The sequence below is a fragment of the Microbacterium oleivorans genome (genome assembly GCF_001644225.1).
Lineage (GTDB): Bacteria > Actinomycetota > Actinomycetes > Actinomycetales > Microbacteriaceae > Microbacterium > Microbacterium gawkjiense.
In genome coordinates this window covers 157,730-173,712 of record NZ_LSTV01000004.1, presented here as the reverse complement: position 1 = coordinate 173,712, position 15,983 = coordinate 157,730, and the positions used below count along the sequence as shown (strand labels likewise).

At 71.4% G+C, this 15,983-nt stretch carries 15 protein-coding genes and 1 pseudogene; 12 read left to right on the top strand and 4 right to left on the bottom strand.

Features of this window, described 5'->3' with window-relative positions; genetic code table 11:
* Positions 1 to 31: 31 nt before the first annotated feature.
* Positions 32 to 565, bottom strand: coding sequence for a ribonuclease H family protein (locus tag AYL44_RS11320; protein WP_064003391.1), 534 nt, complete (start codon positions 563 to 565; stop codon positions 32 to 34).
* A 49-nt stretch (positions 566 to 614) separates the two neighbouring features.
* Positions 615 to 1,592, bottom strand: coding sequence for a zinc-binding dehydrogenase (locus AYL44_RS11315; RefSeq protein ID WP_064003390.1), 978 nt, complete (start codon positions 1,590 to 1,592; stop codon positions 615 to 617).
* A gap of 66 nt (positions 1,593 to 1,658) precedes the next feature.
* On the opposite strand from AYL44_RS11315, the gene AYL44_RS11310 reads away from it, so the two are divergent.
* The 9 genes and pseudogenes from AYL44_RS11310 to AYL44_RS11270 all read left to right on the top strand — a co-directional run bounded on the left by AYL44_RS11310 (position 1,659) and on the right by AYL44_RS11270 (position 9,710).
* On the top strand, positions 1,659 to 2,249 hold the full coding sequence (locus tag AYL44_RS11310; protein ID WP_064003389.1) for a TetR/AcrR family transcriptional regulator: 591 nt from the start codon (positions 1,659 to 1,661) through the stop codon (positions 2,247 to 2,249).
* Positions 2,250 to 2,324: 75 nt separating this feature from the next.
* Positions 2,325 to 2,996, top strand: coding sequence for a GntR family transcriptional regulator (locus AYL44_RS11305; protein ID WP_064003388.1), 672 nt, complete (start codon positions 2,325 to 2,327; stop codon positions 2,994 to 2,996).
* On the top strand, positions 2,993 to 4,519 hold the full coding sequence (locus AYL44_RS11300; RefSeq protein WP_064003387.1) for an MmgE/PrpD family protein: 1,527 nt from the start codon (positions 2,993 to 2,995) through the stop codon (positions 4,517 to 4,519). The genes AYL44_RS11305 and AYL44_RS11300 overlap by 4 nt, the downstream gene beginning before the upstream one ends.
* A 160-nt stretch (positions 4,520 to 4,679) precedes the next feature.
* Complete coding sequence (gene prpB / locus AYL44_RS11295; RefSeq protein ID WP_064003386.1) at positions 4,680 to 5,579, top strand: methylisocitrate lyase; 900 nt, start codon at positions 4,680 to 4,682, stop codon at positions 5,577 to 5,579.
* A gap of 22 nt (positions 5,580 to 5,601) precedes the next feature.
* Positions 5,602 to 6,792 (top strand): bifunctional 2-methylcitrate synthase/citrate synthase, encoded by a 1,191-nt coding sequence (locus tag AYL44_RS11290; protein ID WP_064003385.1) that lies wholly within the window; start codon positions 5,602 to 5,604, stop codon positions 6,790 to 6,792.
* A complete protein-coding gene (locus tag AYL44_RS11285; protein ID WP_064003384.1) occupies positions 6,789 to 7,949 on the top strand; it encodes a thiolase family protein in 1,161 nt (386 codons plus the stop codon). Before AYL44_RS11290 ends, AYL44_RS11285 begins: the two co-directional genes overlap by 4 nt.
* A gap of 256 nt (positions 7,950 to 8,205) precedes the next feature.
* Positions 8,206 to 8,982 (top strand): enoyl-CoA hydratase-related protein, encoded by a 777-nt coding sequence (locus AYL44_RS11280; RefSeq protein WP_064003472.1) that lies wholly within the window; start codon positions 8,206 to 8,208, stop codon positions 8,980 to 8,982.
* A pseudogene (locus tag AYL44_RS11275) lies at positions 8,979 to 9,382 on the top strand (Rid family hydrolase). Before AYL44_RS11280 ends, AYL44_RS11275 begins: the two are co-directional and overlap by 4 nt.
* A gap of 109 nt (positions 9,383 to 9,491) precedes the next feature.
* The gene (locus tag AYL44_RS11270) at positions 9,492 to 9,710 is read left to right on the top strand and encodes an SH3 domain-containing protein (RefSeq protein WP_064003383.1); all 219 of its coding nucleotides are present in this window, start codon (positions 9,492 to 9,494) and stop codon (positions 9,708 to 9,710) included.
* Between the two features lie 251 nt (positions 9,711 to 9,961).
* On the opposite strand, the gene AYL44_RS11265 is transcribed toward AYL44_RS11270, so the two are convergent.
* Positions 9,962 to 11,386 carry an HNH endonuclease signature motif containing protein gene (locus AYL44_RS11265; protein ID WP_064003382.1) on the bottom strand — a complete coding sequence of 475 codons (1,425 nt, stop codon included), beginning with the start codon at positions 11,384 to 11,386 and terminating at the stop codon, positions 9,962 to 9,964.
* Positions 11,387 to 11,769: 383 nt separating this feature from the next.
* On the opposite strand from AYL44_RS11265, the gene AYL44_RS11260 reads away from it, so the two are divergent.
* The 3 genes from AYL44_RS11260 to AYL44_RS11250 are packed head-to-tail and all read left to right on the top strand — an operon-like array spanning position 11,770 to position 15,278.
* The gene (locus AYL44_RS11260; protein ID WP_064003381.1) at positions 11,770 to 12,546 is read left to right on the top strand and encodes an electron transfer flavoprotein subunit beta/FixA family protein; all 777 of its coding nucleotides are present in this window, start codon (positions 11,770 to 11,772) and stop codon (positions 12,544 to 12,546) included.
* A gap of 17 nt (positions 12,547 to 12,563) precedes the next feature.
* A complete protein-coding gene (locus AYL44_RS11255) occupies positions 12,564 to 13,553 on the top strand; it encodes an electron transfer flavoprotein subunit alpha/FixB family protein (RefSeq protein ID WP_064003471.1) in 990 nt (329 codons plus the stop codon).
* A gap of 6 nt (positions 13,554 to 13,559) precedes the next feature.
* On the top strand, positions 13,560 to 15,278 hold the full coding sequence (locus AYL44_RS11250) for a cytochrome b/b6 domain-containing protein (RefSeq protein WP_064003380.1): 1,719 nt from the start codon (positions 13,560 to 13,562) through the stop codon (positions 15,276 to 15,278).
* Positions 15,279 to 15,470: 192 nt separating this feature from the next.
* Here the strand turns inward: AYL44_RS11250 and AYL44_RS11245 are convergent, their stop codons facing one another.
* Entirely contained in the window at positions 15,471 to 15,980 is a 510-nt protein-coding gene (locus AYL44_RS11245) for a GNAT family N-acetyltransferase (RefSeq protein ID WP_064003379.1), read from the bottom strand.
* Positions 15,981 to 15,983 lie beyond the last annotated feature (3 nt).

The following is a 15,983-nucleotide window of genomic DNA, read 5'->3' as shown; positions in this document are numbered from 1 at the left end:
TCCGCGGTCCGTGCCCGCACCGGTGCGCGAGTCAGCGCTTCTTCTTCGGCGCCTCGGACACGTCGAGCCGCTCGTGCAGGCCGCCGAGCGACGACCACGCCGATTCCTTGCCGGATGCCGCGTGTTCGGCGCCGCGCACGGCGCGCTCGTCGGCCCACTCGTTGAGGACGTGACCGCGGTGTCCGCGGACGTGCTCAAGGACCACGTCGGGAAGGCCCGCGCCGCGGCGCGCGTCGCGCGCGGCGATCAGCTGCTCGAGCAGGTCGACGTTCTTCGTGGGTGCGCCGGTGGACGTCTTCCAGCCGCGGCGGCGGTGACCGTCCATCCATTTCTCGTACGTGTCGATGGCGTACTTGGAGTCGGCCTGCACGACGAGCTCGCGGACATCCGCATGGTCCTCGATCGCCTTGAGGAGGCCCATCAGCTCGCCGACGTTGTTCGTGCCCTGGATGATCGAGCCCGCCGCCCAGTGGCCGTCCTCACCGACCCACGCCCACCCCGTCGGTCCGGGATTGCCCTTGCAGGCGCCGTCGGTGGCCACGACATAGCGGGAGGATTCTGTCACCCGACCACGCTACCCGCGCGCGGCGCAGTGGCCGCGCGCGGGTCGGGGGTCACGGGCGGAGCAGAACCTTGCCGACGCGGCCGGCGGTCAGGCTCGCGCGGGCGGCGTCGCGGGCCTGGCCGAGCGGGAACGTCGCCGACACCGGCAGGGTCAGGACGCCGGACGAGAGGTGCTGAGCGAGCTCGCCGAAGAGCTGGCCGCGCTTGGCGGCATCCATCTCGGTGCTCACCTTGCTTCCCCAGAACCCCTTGATCGTGATGTGGCGGAAGATGACCGGGCCCGAGGCGAGCTGCATGACGGGAGCGTCCATCGCGCCGAAGACGACGAGCGTGGCGTTCTCGCCGAGGAGCGAGAGGACGTGGCCGCTCGACTCGCCGCCGACGGAGTCGACGCCGGCGATGATCGAGGCGCCGCCGGTGATCTCGGCGACCTTGTCGCGCCAGTCGTCGGTGTCGACGGCGACGACGCGGTCGATGCCCTGCTCGGCGAGCTCGGTGACGGCGGCGCTGCGGCGGACGAGACCGAGGATGTTGAGGCCGCGGGCGCGACCCATCTGCGCGACCATGCGGCCGACGGCACCGTTCGCGGCGTTCTGCACGATCCAGTCGCCCGGCTTCACGTCGAGGAAGTCGATGAGGCTGATGGCGCTGAACGGCATGGAGACGAGCTGTGCGGCCTGCTCGTCGGGAAGGCCCTCGGGAACGGGGATGAGAGTCGCGGCGCGGGCGATGAACTGCTCCGCCCACACGCCGAAGGTGCCGCCGGTGGCGACGCGCTGACCGACCTGGAGGTTCTCGACGCCCTCGCCGAGCTCCTCGATGACTCCGACGGCCTCGGTGCCGGCGCGGGCGGGCAGTTCCGGCTTGAAGCCGTAGGTGCCGCGGATGGTCCACAGGTCGTGGTTGTGGATGGGGGAGGCGAGGAGGCGGACGCGGACCTCACCGGCGCCGGGCGTCGGGTCGGGGGTCTCGGTGGTCTCGAGAACGTCGGCCGGTTCGCCGAAAACGGGGTGGGTGACTGCGCGCATGCTTCCTCCAAGCGTCATTGTGTAACGATCGGTACAATATACTACGGGTAACCGAGAGGATCCACCATGGGCCGCACCAGCGCATTCGACCGTGACGACGTCATCCGCGCCGCGCGCGACGTCTTCTGGGCGCGCGGTTACGCCGAGACCGGTGTCGCGGAACTCGAAGAGGCGACCGGCCTCAAGCGCTCGAGCATCTACCACGCGTTCGGCAGCAAGAAGGGCCTCTTCGAGGCGGTCGTTGCGCGGTACCTGGACGAGGTCGTGCGCTCCCGCATCGGGCGCCTGCAGCAGCCGGATGCCGGCCCCGAGGCCCTCGAGCTGTACATTGCCGAGATGCGGGCCGCGATCGCGAGCGGCACCCCGCGGGCGCAGGCAGGGTGCTTGCTGCTGAACGCCGCATGCGCGCCCGTCGTCGACGACGACCCCGACGTGCGTGCGCTCGTCACGGCGTACACCGATGAGCTCCGTGCCGCGATCGCCGCGGGTGTGGATTCCGCGCGGCCGGAGATCTCGGCAGCCTCGCGCGCGGCTCTCTCGGAGGTCTGTGCGTCGCTGGTGATCGCCGCGCTCGCCGTGGCGAGGGTGGATCCGGATGCCGCTGATCGCAGCCTCGGCGCGGTCCACACCGCTGTCGCGTCATGGGTGTCGGCGTGACGCCTGTGTATACATAAGGCGGGGATCCACCGCTTCAACGCCTCCACCCAGACCCACTGTGCATACACTGAGATCATGACGGATGCACCCGCGCGGTACGCCGGGGTCCGCGCGTACGAGACGCTGCTGCGCGAGATCCAGGACGGGACGCTGCCTCCCGGGGCCGTTCTGGCGGAGGTCGAGCAGGCCGCACGACTCGGCGTGAGTCGGACGCCGCTCCGCGAGGCACTCCGCCGACTCGCCGCCGACGGGCTCGTCGAGCAGGCGTCCCCGCGGGTCACCGTCGTCGCCGGCATCGATGCCTCCGATATCGAGGCCCTGTTCGCCGTGCGCCGCGCGCTCGAGGAGACCGCGGCCCGGTTGGCGGCCCGAGCGGGCGATCGCTCCGTCTTCGCTGCGCTCGCCGCCGAGTTCGCAATGACGCAGGCGTCGGGCGGAGCGGCATCCGACGCCGACGCGTACTACGCGCTCATCGCCCGCTTCGACGCCGAGCTCGACGCCGCCGTCCGCAACGACTACCTCACCTCGGCGCTGCGCACCGTCCGCACTCACCTCGTGCGCGTGCGGCGCCTGGCTCGCGACAACCTCGAACGCCTCGCCGCCTCGGTCGCCGAGCACCGCCTCATCGCGGGCGCGATCGCCGCCGGTGACGGCGACCTCGCCGCCCACGCGACGCACGTGCACCTGCACAACGCGCTCGCCTCGATCCTCGACTCCCTGTCCGACACCCCGGAGGAACCGACATGACCGTCACCCACCACGTCCGCGTCTATCGCAGCGACGAGCCGCTGCCCCGCGAGGAGCAGCTCGCCCACAAGATCGCGCAGGTCGCCGTCGATCCGGTCCCCGTCGAGGACGACGTCGTCGACATGATCGTGAACCGGGTCATCGACAACGCGGCGGTGGCCGCGGCATCCCTCACCCGTCGTCCCGTTAGCGCAGCCCGTTCGCAGGCGCTGTCGCACCCGGTGTCGACGGGCGGCTACGGCGGCACGGTGTTCGGCGTGCCGAACGAGACCCGTACGAGCCCGGAGTGGGCGGCGTGGGCCAACGGCGTCGCCGTCCGCGAACTCGACTACCACGACACGTTCCTGGCGGCGGAGTATTCGCACCCGGGCGACAACATCCCCGCGATCCTCGCGGTCGCGCAGCACGTCGGCGCCGACGGGGCAGCCCTGGTCCGCGGGCTCGCGACCGGGTACGAGATCCAGGTCGACCTCGTCCGGGCGATCAGCCTGCACAAGCACAAGATCGATCACGTCGCGCACCTCGGCCCGTCGGCCGCCGCCGGCATCGGAACCCTCCTCGGCCTCGACGTCGACACGATCTCCCAGGCTGTCGCCCAGGCGCTGCACACCACCACCGCGACCCGGCAGTCGCGGAAGGGTGAGATCTCGACGTGGAAGGCGCACGCCCCCGCCTTCGCCGGGAAGATGGCGGTCGAAGCCGTCGACCGCGCGATGCGCGGCGAGACCTCGCCGTCGCCGATCTACGAGGGCGAGGACGGCGTCATCGCCTGGCTCCTCGACGGCAAGGACGCCGCCTACGAGGTGCCGCTCCCCGCCGCCGGCGAGCCGAAGCGCGGCATCCTCGACACGTACACGAAGGAGCACTCGGCCGAGTACCAGGCGCAGGCGTGGATCGACCTCGCCCGCAGGCTCGGCACCGAGCGGCCCGAACTCCGCGACCCGGCCAACATCGCCTCGATCGTGCTGCACACGAGCCACCACACGCACTACGTGATCGGCTCGGGCGCCGGCGACCCGCAGAAGTACGACCCCGCGGCATCCCGCGAAACGCTCGACCACTCGATCCCCTACATCTTCGCGGTCGCGCTGCAGGACGGCGGCTGGCACCACGTCGACTCGTACACCCCCGAGCGCGCCGGACGTCCCGACACCGTCGCCCTGTGGCACAAGGTCACGACCGCCGAGGATGCCGAGTGGACGCGCCGCTACCACTCGGAGGACCCCGCCGAGAAGGCGTTCGGCGGTCGCGTCGAGATCACCCTCGCCGACGGCTCCACCGTCGTCGACGAGATCGCCGTGGCCGACGCCCACCCGCTGGGTGCCCGGCCGTTCGCCCGCGAGGACTACATCCGCAAGTTCCGGCTGCTGGCCGAGCCCGTGCTCGAGCCCGCGGAGATCGAGCGGTTCCTCGCGCTCGTCCAGCGCCTGCCCGAACTCACCGCGGACGAGGTCCGTCAGCTGGACTTCGTGGCCGCGCCCGGCGTCCTCGCGGCCGCCCCCGCCCCGACGGGACTGTTCTGATGAAGAGCGTGGTCGGCCGCGCGTTCGGCATTCAGTCCCTGCTCTCGGGAGCCGATCGTCGTCCGGCTGCGGAAACCCGCGATTCCGGGACGCACGGTGAGGTGCGGCATCCGTCGGGACTGAATTCGGAACGCGGTCGCATCGAGAGAGGGACCTGCTGATGCTGTACGCACAGACCCCGGCGCACGAGAAGCGCCGCCTGTTCCGGGAGCGGCTCGCCTCGGGGGAGCTGTTGCGGTTCCCCGGCGCCTTCAACCCGCTGTCGGCCCGGCTCATCGAGCGCAAGGGCTTCGAGGGCGTCTACATCTCGGGCGCCCTCCTCTCGGCCGATCTGGGACTGCCCGACATCGGCCTGACGACGCTCACCGAGGTCGCCGCGCGCGGCCAGCAGATCGCCCGGACGACCGAGCTGCCCGCGATCATCGACGCCGACACGGGCTTCGGTGAGCCGATGAACGTGGCGCGGACGATCCAGACCCTCGAGGACGCCGGCATCGCAGGCGCACACATCGAGGACCAGGTGAACCCCAAGCGCTGCGGCCACCTCGACGGGAAGACGGTCGTCGACGAGGACACGGCCCTCAAGCGCATCCGCGCCGCGGTCGACGCACGCCGCGACCCGAACTTCCTCGTGATGGCGCGCACCGACATCCGTGCCGTCGAGGGACTGGATGCCGCAACCGACCGCGCGCGCAAGCTGGTGGACGCGGGCGCCGATGCGATCTTCCCCGAGGCCATGCGCACCCTCGAAGAGTTCGCGGCGGTGCGCGAGGCGGTCGACGTGCCGATCCTCGCGAACATGACCGAGTTCGGCAAGAGCGACCTGTTCACGGTCGACCAGTTGCGGGACGTCGGGGTGAACATCGTCATCTGGCCGGTGTCGCTCCTGCGGATGGCGATGGGCGCGGCCGAGCGTGCGCTCGATACGCTGATCGACGACGGGCGCCTCACGTCCCGGCTCGGCGAGATGCAGCACCGCGCCGACCTGTACGACCTCATCGACTACGAGTCGTACAACCACTTCGACACGAACGTCTTCACCTTCCGGATCGACCGCTGACGGTCGAGGAACAGGAGTGAGCATGACCGACCCCGACATCAAGAAGGGTCTCGCGGGCGTCTACGCCGACACGACCTCGATCAGCAAGGTCAACCCCGAGACGAACTCGCTGCTCTACCGCGGCTACCCCGTGCAGGAGCTCGCCGCGACGCAGTCGTTCGAGGCTGTCGCCTACCTGCTGTGGCACGGCGAGCTGCCGACGGCCGACCAGCTCGCCGAGCTGCAGGCGGTCGAGCGCGCCAACCGGGCGCTGCCCGCCGACATCCGCTCCTTCATCGACGCGATGCCGGTCTCGGCGCATCCGATGGACGAGGCCCGCACGGTCGTGAGCCTGCTCGGGGCGTTCGAAACCGCGGGGATCGCGAACGTGTTGGATGCCGCGGGTACACCGGCCGAGAACCTGGACCGCAGCATCCGCCTCTTCGCGATCCTGCCCGCGGTCGTCGCGTACGGGCAGCGGCGCCGGCGCGGCCAGGAGATCGTCGAGCCGCGCGAGGACCTCGGGTACGCCGCGAACTTCCTCTGGATGACCTTCGGCGAGGAGCCCGACGAGGTCCTCGTCGACGCCTTCAACCGCTCGATGATCCTCTACGCCGAGCACTCGTTCAACGCGTCGACCTTCACGGCGCGCGTGATCGCGTCGACCCTCAGCGACCTGTACTCCTCGGTCGTGGGTGCGATCGGTGCCCTCAAGGGACCGCTGCACGGCGGCGCGAACGAGGCCGTCATGCACATCTTCGACGAGATCGGAACCGCCGACGCGGTCGTGCCGTGGCTCGACGAGGCCCTCGCCGCCAAGCGCAAGATCATGGGCTTCGGGCACCGCGTCTACAAGCGCGGCGACTCCCGCGTGCCGACGATGAAGGCCGCGCTCGACGCGCTCGTCGCGCACTACGACCGCCCGGATGTCGCAGAGCTGTACGAGACGCTCGAGTCCGAGTTCGTCTCCCGCAAGGGCATCTACCCGAACCTCGACTACCCGTCGGGCCCGGCGTACAGCCTGATCGGCTTCGACACCCTCACCTTCACGCCGCTGTTCATCGCGGCGCGGATCACGGGGTGGACGGCGCACATCATGGAGCAGCAGGCATCCAACGCCCTCATCCGTCCCCTGTCCGCCTACGACGGCGCGGCCGAGCGGCACATCGACGGCTACGTTCCGGATGCCGCCGAGGTCGAGGCGCTGGAGCGGCCGGAGGAGGCCGCGGGGTGACCTCTGCCGAGCGCATCGCGATCGTCGCCGGCGCGCGCACCCCGGTCGGCCGGTTCGACGGCGCGTTCCGCGACACCCCGGCCCACGAGCTGGGCGCGCAGGCGGTGACGGCGGCCCTCGGCCGGTCGGGAGTCGACCCGCAGCGGGTGGGCGAGGTCGTGATCGGCACGATCGGTCAGGTCGCGGGCGACGCCTACATCGCGCGCCGCATCGCGCTGGCGGCGGGCCTCGCCGACGACACCCCCGCGTTCACGGTGAACCGGCTGTGCGGGTCGGGTCTGCAGTCGATCTGGTCGGCCGCGCAGGAGCTGCGCTGGGGCGGGATCGACGTCGCCGTCGCGGGCGGCGCCGAGAACATGACGCGGATGCCGTTCTACGACATGGACGCCCGGTCGGGGGCGACCCTCGGCCACCGACGCCTGCTCGACGGCACGCTCGCCATGCTCACCGACCCCTTCAGCGGGAAGCACATGGGGACGACGGCCGAGACGGTAGCCGAGCGGTTCGGTGTGACGCGCGAGGAGCAGGATGCGTACGCGGTCGAGTCGCAACGACGCGCTGCGACGGATGCCGCCCGCGCGGCGTTCGCGCAGGAGATCGCCGCGACGGCCACCACCGGACGCCGGCCGGTCGAGGTGACCGCCGACGAGCATCCGCGACCCGACACGACCCTCGAGGCGCTCGCCCGGCTGCGACCGGCGTTCACGACCGACGGGACCGTCACCGCGGGGAACGCCTCGGGCATCAACGACGGCGCCGCCGCGACCGTGCTCATGCGCGAGTCCGACGTGCGGGCCGAGGGGCTGTCGGCGCTGGCCACGATCGAGGCGGTCACGACCGCCGCGCTCGACCCCGCGATCATGGGGTACGCCCCGACGCTCGCGCTGAAGAAGCTCTTCGCGCAGACGGGGCTGACACCGGCCGACATCGCGACCGTCGAGCTGAACGAGGCCTTCGCGTCCCAGGTGATCGCCGTCATGCGGGACACCGGGCTCGATCCCGAGCGGACGAACCCGTACGGCGGTGCGATCGCGCTCGGCCACCCGGTCGGGGCGACCGGGACGATCCTCACGGTCCGGGCGGCGCTGACCCTGCAGCGCACGGGTGCGGAGTACGCCGTGGTCACGATGTGCATCGGCGGCGGTCAGGCCCGCTGACGGCGGATCGCGACGGGGTTCGCGACGCCGCCGGAGGCGATCGAGAAAAGCTTGGTGGGCTGTGCGGGGTCGGACGCGTGGAGGCGTCGAAGACGCCGCTCTCGTACGATCCGCGGGGCGTGAGGCTGAGGACGGCACCCTCGGCGGAGGCGCGGACGGGGTCGGGCACGACGGCCGCCGCGGGTGTCCAGGCCGTATCCCGGGGTGACCGGAGCGTGTCGGACGGGTGGAGGCATCCGTCTGCGAGCATGTCGGCATGACCGATTACGAGACCATCATCACCGAGACGCGCGGACGCGTCGGGTGGATCACCCTTAACCGGCCCGACGCGCTGAACGCCCTGAACGCGCAGGTCATGCACGATGTGGTGGATGCCGCGGAGGCGTTCGACGCGGATGCCGGGATCGGCGCCATCGTCGTGACCGGCAGCGAGCGGGCGTTCGCGGCGGGAGCGGACATCAAGGAGATGGAGGCGCTCAGCGGCAGCGAGATGCTGCTCGCCGACCACTTCGGCAAGTGGTCGCGGTTCGCGGCGGTGCGGACGCCGACGATCGCCGCGGTGGCGGGGTACGCGCTGGGTGGCGGGTGCGAGCTGGCGATGATGTGCGACATCATCCTCGCGGCGGATTCGGCGCGGTTCGGTCAGCCCGAGATCAACCTGGGTGTGATCCCGGGGCTGGGTGGCACGCAGCGTCTCGTGCGGGCGATCGGGTCGTTCAAGGCGGCGGAACTGGTGCTGACGGGGCGGCAGCTGACCGCCGAGGAGGCCGATCGTGCGGGGCTCGTGTCGCGCGTGGTCCCCGCGGCGGAGCTGCGCGAGGAGGCGCAGCGGACGGCCGAGACGATCGCGTCGAAGCCGTTGCCGGCGCTGTACGCGGCGACGGCGGCGTTGGACGTCGCGCTGGAGTCGACGCTCGCCGAGGGGTTGCGGTTCGAACGGCAGGCGTTCGCGGGGCTGTTCGACACGGCGGATCAGAAGGAGGGCATGGCGGCCTTCCGGGAGAAGCGGGCGCCGGAGTTCCGGCACCGATGAGCGCCGTGCATCTCGTGCGGTCGGATGCGCTGGCGGCGGCGCCGTACGCGTACGCGTCTCGGGTGGAGCCGGGGTCGGAGCTGATCTTCCTCGCGGGGGCCTGTCCGCTGGCGGCCGACGGGTCGACGGTCGCGGTGGGTGATGGGCGGGGCAGGCGCGGCGCTGTGTCGAGAACATGCTCGTCGCGCTGGATGCCGCGGGTGCCGGGCTCGCGGACTTCGCGTCTACGAGGGTCCTCGTCGCGTCGTCGGAGCGGCGGGATCTGGTCGCGGCCTGGGAGGTCGTGCGCGCGGCGTTCGGTGAGCACGACGTGCCGAGCACCCTGATGGGGGTGGCCGCCCTGGGCTACGAGGACCAGTTGGTGGAGGTCGAGGTCGTCGCCGCGGTGCGTCGCGGCTGATCGGCGGATGCTGCGGGTCGATCACGAGTCGCCCGCACGGCCGCCGTTGCGGGTCGCCGTGGGCGAGCGGGTGCACGTCGGCCGACGCGATGACGAGTAGCCGGCGTTCGTGTTCGTGACCGCGGCGGGCGGGTCGGGTTGGGTGCCCGCGCGGCACATCGAGGCGGGCGTCGTGGTGGCGGAGTACGACACGACCGAACTGCGGGCCACCGCTGGTGATGTCGTCGAGGTGGTCGTCGACGACGTCGAGAGCGGTTGGGCGTGGTGCCGCGACGTGCGCGGTCAGGAGGGGTGGATCCCGCATCGGGCGCTGGGGTCCGTGGGTTGAGGCCGGCTTGTTCCGGCTCGCCCGTGTGCCGTGGTTCTGTGTGTCCGGCGACATCCGTCGCCTTCGTCGGGACCACGGCGATTGTCGTGCGTGCGTCCGTGCGGCGAGGGCGGGTGTACCGGCCGCCTCGATGCGCCCGCGTTCGTCGGGTCCGAGCGCGCCTGGCCGCGCCGGGCGCGTGGGTCGGCGCCGAGATGCGCCCCCGTCCATCCGGACTCGAGCTCGCCAGGCCGCGCCGATGCGGCCTTGGGTCAGAAGGGTGCGGGTTCCGCTGGTGCGATTGGCGGCGGTGGAGGTGGTGGTGCGGCAGGAGTGAAGGCGACGGCCGGTGTCGGTACGTCTTCGCGGTAGGTCCTGCCGAGGGGTGAAGTCCATTCCAGGACGCCACCCTTCAGTTGTCGCACCCTCCACGCCGTGAACTGCTTCATCGAATGGTGCCGTTGGCACAAGTGCGCCAGGTTGGTGAGTTCGGTTCTGCCGCCGAGGGCGTGGTCGTGAGTGTGGTCGACTTCGCAACGGATGGCGGCGACTCGGCATCCGGGGAACCGGCAGTGCTGGTCGCGGGCTTGCAGGAACCGTCGCATCCCCGACGGGACACGGTACGAGTCGGTTGCAACGGTGACTCCGGTGGTGGGGTCGTGGAACAGGCGTTCCCAGATGTGGGTGCCGCCGGCGAGCGTCCGCGCGGTCGCGGGGTCGATCGGGGAGCGCCCGGTCAGGTCGCAGGGCCCGTCATCCTGACCGGTGAGTGTTGAGGCGGGGACGAGGACCTGCACGCGAGCGCGGATCGCGCCGAGCGGGCCAGCGGTGGTGTCTCCGGTGTCATCCAGCGCCGGGGTCCCGGCGAGGAGCAGGTCGGCGAACACGTCCGCCCGGACTTGATCGATGGAGCGCTGGTCTGTGGCGATGATCGTGGCGGCGTCATCGCCTCGGTCACCGTCAATGTCGCCGTCCGTATTGCACGTCGCAGCTGCTTCCCCGAACGCAACACCCGCACCGCCGCGCGCAGCGGCACGCTCGTCGCGGGTGTCAATGATCGCCCTGGCCTGCTGTGTGAGCCGGTCGTGAATCCCTTCGGCGATCACCGTCGGAACGGTTGCGACCACGTCGCTCATCCCGTCTCGTCCGGGCACGATCCGCACGCACCGCGTCGCGGCGGCTTCCTCGTGCCGTTCGGCGAACGAGCGAGGGTGCATCCGGTGCGCGAGGATCTCCAACTCTCCCCGGACACGGTTCGGAGTGTCGCGCTCACACCGGCTGATCGCAACCTGCTCGAACTCCGCCCACATCTCGGCCGGCAGGCTCGTCCCGGTCTCGAGAATCGCGATCGCGTGGCCCCGCACAATGCGACCTTGCTCCCACGCCTCGACCGTCGCGGGGAACCCTTCGACCAGAGTCCGCGCTTCACCGATGTGCCGTTGCACGGTCCGGTCGGTGACCCGCATCACGCCCCCGACCTCCGCGGCGATCGATCGCAGGGCCATGTCGTGGACCTGCACGCGGGCGTTGCGTTGCGCGGTCTGCGTCTCCGCCAACCGGCCCGCGGCGGCCAGCGCGCGCAGCTCCCGGATCTGCACCCGTGCAAGCTCGACGGCCACATCCCCGACGTCCGCGACGATACCCGCCAAAGTCGCGAGATAGTCCTCGCCACCGGGGGTTTCCGCCGCATCCGTCATACCTGCACTCTGCCACTGACCACCGACATCCACCCCGCCAAAACCGGCCCAGAACACACGTTGTGCACACCCGGAAAATGAGAGTCCTCTCATCCGAGGCGAGGGTGCTACCCGAGGTCCGATCCTCGCCCCGACCGGAATCGGAGAATGTCGCCAAATTCGGATCGACTCCTCGCACCTGATCCGAACCCGACGCACATCTCCGAATTCGCGCCCACCCCGCCGCGCCCCCCGCGCCCATCCCGCCGCACCGCGCCCTCGCGCCCACCGCGCCGCCCCCGCGCCCCCCGCCCACACCGCCTCGCGCCCACCGCACCGCGCCCACGACGCGGCATCCGTCCCGGCCCCGACCGTAGACTCGACACGATGCCGAGGAGGAGTCAATGAAGATCGTCGTCCTGCTGAAAGAAGTGCCGGACACCTGGGGTGATCGCACGCTCGACCTCGAAACGGGGCTCGCCGCGCGCAACGCATCCGAGCGCGTCCTCGACGAGATCGGCGAGCGCGCCCTCGAGGCTGCGCTGACCTACTCCGAGGCGAACGAGGGCACAGAGGTCGTCGTGATGACGATGGCATCGGATGCCGCGGCCGCCTCCCTTCGCAAGGGTCTCGCGATGGGGGCTCACTCCGCCGTGCAGATCACCGACGACGCCCTGCGCGGCGCCGACCTCGGCGTGACCGCGCGGGTCCTCGCCGCCGCGCTCCGACGCACCGGCTTCGACCTCGTCATCACCGGCAACCTGTCGACCGATGGCTCCGGGGGCGTCCTGCCGGCGATGCTCGCCGAGCACCTCGGAGTGCCCCAGGCGACCGCCCTCTCAGCCGTCGAGATCTCCGCCGACGCCGTCAGCGGCACCCGCGCCACCGACTTCGGCACCGCCTCGGTCACGGCTGCGCTCCCTGCCGTCATCTCGATCACCGAAGCACTCCCCGACGCCCGATTCGCCAACTTCAAGGGCATCATGGCGGCGAAGAAGAAGCCTTTCGAGACCCTCTCCCTCGCCGACCTCGACGTCGACGTCGACCCGGCATCCGCTCCGCAGTCGATCATGACCGCCGTCGCGCAGAAGCCGCCCCGCCAGGCAGGCACGAAGATCGTCGACGAGGGGGATGCCGGCGAGAAGCTCGCGGCGTTCCTCATCGAGAACCGCCTGGCGTGAGCACCGAGGAGACCATCGTGACCGACTTCGCCCCCGACTCCGTCCTCGTCTGGCTCGACGTGACCCCCGCCGGCGACCTCGCCGCCTCGGCGGCCGGACTCCTCGGCGCCGCCGCCTCGATCGGCACCCCTGTCGCCGTGATCGTCGCCGACGAGTCCCGCCACAGTGATCTGGCCGCCGCAGCCGGTGCCCTCGGCGCGACCACCGTGCTCACCGCAGGCCTCGGCGGCGCAGACACGGCACTGACCGTGCCCGTCGTCGACGCGGTGGCCGCGGCATCCGCTCTCGTGCAGCCCGACGCGATCCTCGTGTCGAACTCGATCGAGGGTCGGGATGTCGCGGGCCGCCTCGCGGCGCGCACCTCGGTCGCCCTCTGCGCCGACGCCGTCGGCGTCTCGCGCGACGACGAGGGCGTGCTCGCGCACCACTCGGTCTACGGCGGCGCCTACAACGTGACGGCCGCCGCGACCTACGGGCCGCTCGTCGTCACCCTGCGCCAGGGATCCGTCGACGCCCGGGCGACCGCGGTCGACGCGCCGGCCGTCGTGCCCCTCGAGGTCGCCGCCTCGGGCGCTCCCGCCGCCACCATCACCGGTTTCGACGAGACGGTCGCCGTCTCGAGTCGTCCCGAGCTGCGCGGCGCCGCGAAGGTCGTCTCGGGCGGACGCGGCCTCGGCTCGGCGGAGCAGTTCGCCCTCGTCGAGCAGCTCGCCGACGTGCTCGGCGCGGCGGTCGGAGCCTCGCGCGCCGCGGTCGACGCGGGCTACGTCCCCTACTCGTACCAGGTCGGCCAGACCGGTGTCTCGGTGTCGCCGCAGCTGTATGTCGCTCTCGGCATCTCGGGTGCCATCCAGCACAAGGCGGGCATGCAGACGGCGAAGACGATCGTCGCGGTGAACAAAGATGGAGACGCACCGATCTTCGACATCGCCGACTTCGGTGTCGTCGGGGACCTGTTCACCGTCGTGCCGCAGCTGATCGCGGCGCTCGAGGCGGGGAAGAAGTAGGAGCGGATGGCGACATACGCGCGTTCCGTGCGTCGGGGGCTCCCGCGCGTCTCCGGCGGCGAGCCCTGGCCGCCTGCGGGGTCGGCTCCGGTCGCCGACGCCGCCGCGGCTCGGGTCGCCGACGAGGCCGCGGAGACTCCGACCGCCGACGTGGTGACGCCGCGCACCGAGTCCGGCACGACACCGTCGGCCGAGTCCGCGACGCCCGCTCCCGCCTCGACGACGGCGGGCGATGCTGCGGCCTCGCACCCCGCCTCCACCCCCGCGACCGCGACACGACGCGGACTGCCGCGAACCCCCGGCGGCGAGCCCTGGCCCCCCGCATCCACCGGTCCGGCGCGGGCCGAGAGTGCGGCGTCGGCGGAGCATCGCCCGGACCCGGAGGTGGCGACCCCGGCGGCGGCATCAGCGGCCCAGTCCGTCGACCCGGGGGCACCGACCCGCGTCAGCGCGCCCGTCGCCGCATCCATCCCCCTGACCGGCGCGGTCCGCCGAGGCCTCCCGCGCGCCGCCGGCGAAGACGCCTGGCCCCCCGCCGAGACCACGCCCGCCCCGCGTGCCGCGCTCCCTCTTCGCCGGACTGCACGTGTCGGCCCAGACGACGATCTCGCGCCGCAGTCTCGGCGTGCGAATGCAGTCTCGGCGTCCTCGGAGCCCGAGCCCACGCCCGCGTCGGCGCCCGCCACCCCGGCCCCGGCGGCGACCGTCGCCACTCCGGAGGCCTCGCGCCCCCCGCTCGCCGAGCGCCCGCTCGCGCACGCGGGCGTCGCCCGCCGCCCCGCGCCCCGGCCGGAACCCGCGCGCATCGGTCCGTTCACGAAGGCGCAGTGGGCGGGAGTCATCGTCCTCGGGGGAGGCGCGATCCTCTACGCCGCCGCGATGGCGGTGCTCGCGGTGCGCTGGATCCTCAGCCTCGAACCGTTGCAGGACTTCCTCGCCACCTACCCCGGCGAGTACCACCTGCCCGAGGGTGCGCCCGTCGGCTTCCCCGCCTGGTTGAACTGGTCGCACTTCTTCAACGCGTTCTTCATGGTGCTGATCATCCGCACCGGCCTGCAGGTCCGCTCCGAGAAGCGACCGGCCGCCATGTGGATCTCCAAGAAGGACCGCAAGCGCCGCATGAGCCTCACGCTCTGGCTGCACCAGGCCCTCGACATCCTGTGGCTGGCCAACGGCCTGATCTTCGTCGTCCTGCTCTTCGCGACCGGTCAGTGGATGCGGGTGATCCCGACCTCGTGGGAGGTGTTCCCGAACGCGCTGTCCGCCGCTCTGCAGTACGTCTCCCTCGACTGGCCGACCGAGAACGGGTGGGTCAACTACAACGCGCTGCAGCAGCTCGCCTACTTCACGACGATCTTCCTCGCCGCACCCGTCGCCGCGCTCACCGGATATCGGATGAGCGCGATGTGGCCGAAGCAGGCGGCGACGCTGAACCGCGTGTACCCCGTCGAGTGGGCCCGCAAGCTGCACTTCCCGACGATGCTCTACTTCGTCGCGTTCATCGCCGTCCACGTTCTCCTGGTGCTCTCGACCGGGGCGCTGCGCAACCTGAACCACATGTACGCGGCGCAGGGCTCGACGGATCCTGACGCGTACGCCGACAACTGGACCGGCTTCTGGCTCTTCGCCCTGTCGATCGCGGTCATCGTCGCGGCCTACGTCGCGATGCGTCCGCTCGTCGTCGCCCCGATCGCCCGCCTGTTCGGCGAGGTCAAGAGCCGCTGACCCCGCGCCGTGCGGCATCCGCATCGGTGACGGATGCACGACGCGAGGTGCGCGTGCGGCCGATTCCGGCGCGCGAGTTCACACCAGCCCCGGCGATTGTGCAGACGTCACGGCCGACCCCCACACCCCCGAAACGGCCGACGGCGCGGCATCCGAAACGGGATGCCGCGCCGTCGAGTCTCCGAGCGTGCGTCAGCGCACGAAGCGGACCTCCGTCAGCGTCTCGCCGAGGAAGGGTTCGGTGTGGCTCGCCCCGTCGAGGGCGAACCCGTTGCGGGTGTAGAAGCGGTGGGCGCGGGGGTTGTCTTCGGCGACCCACAGGTACAGCGCAGTGTCATCGTCCGGGACGACGGCGTCGAACAGGCGCTGGCCGATGCCGGTGCCGTGCCACGCGTCGAGCAGGTAGATGAAGTAGAGCTCGCGGTTGCGGGGCGCGTCGCGGTCGCGGGCGGGCCCGGAGCCGGCGAATCCCACGATCTCGCCGCCGACGAGAGCGGCGACCATGCGGAAGTCGGGACCCTGCTGGGCCCAGTGCGTCCACAACTCGGCGAGGCGGCGGGCCGACACGTTCTCGAGCGCGGCCTTGCTGATGAGGTGGTCGTAGGTCTCGTGCCAGCACGTCGCATGCACGCGACCGAGAGCTTCGGCATCCACATCGCGAACGGGACGGACGACGATGTCGGTCTGGAGTTCGGGGTCCATGGC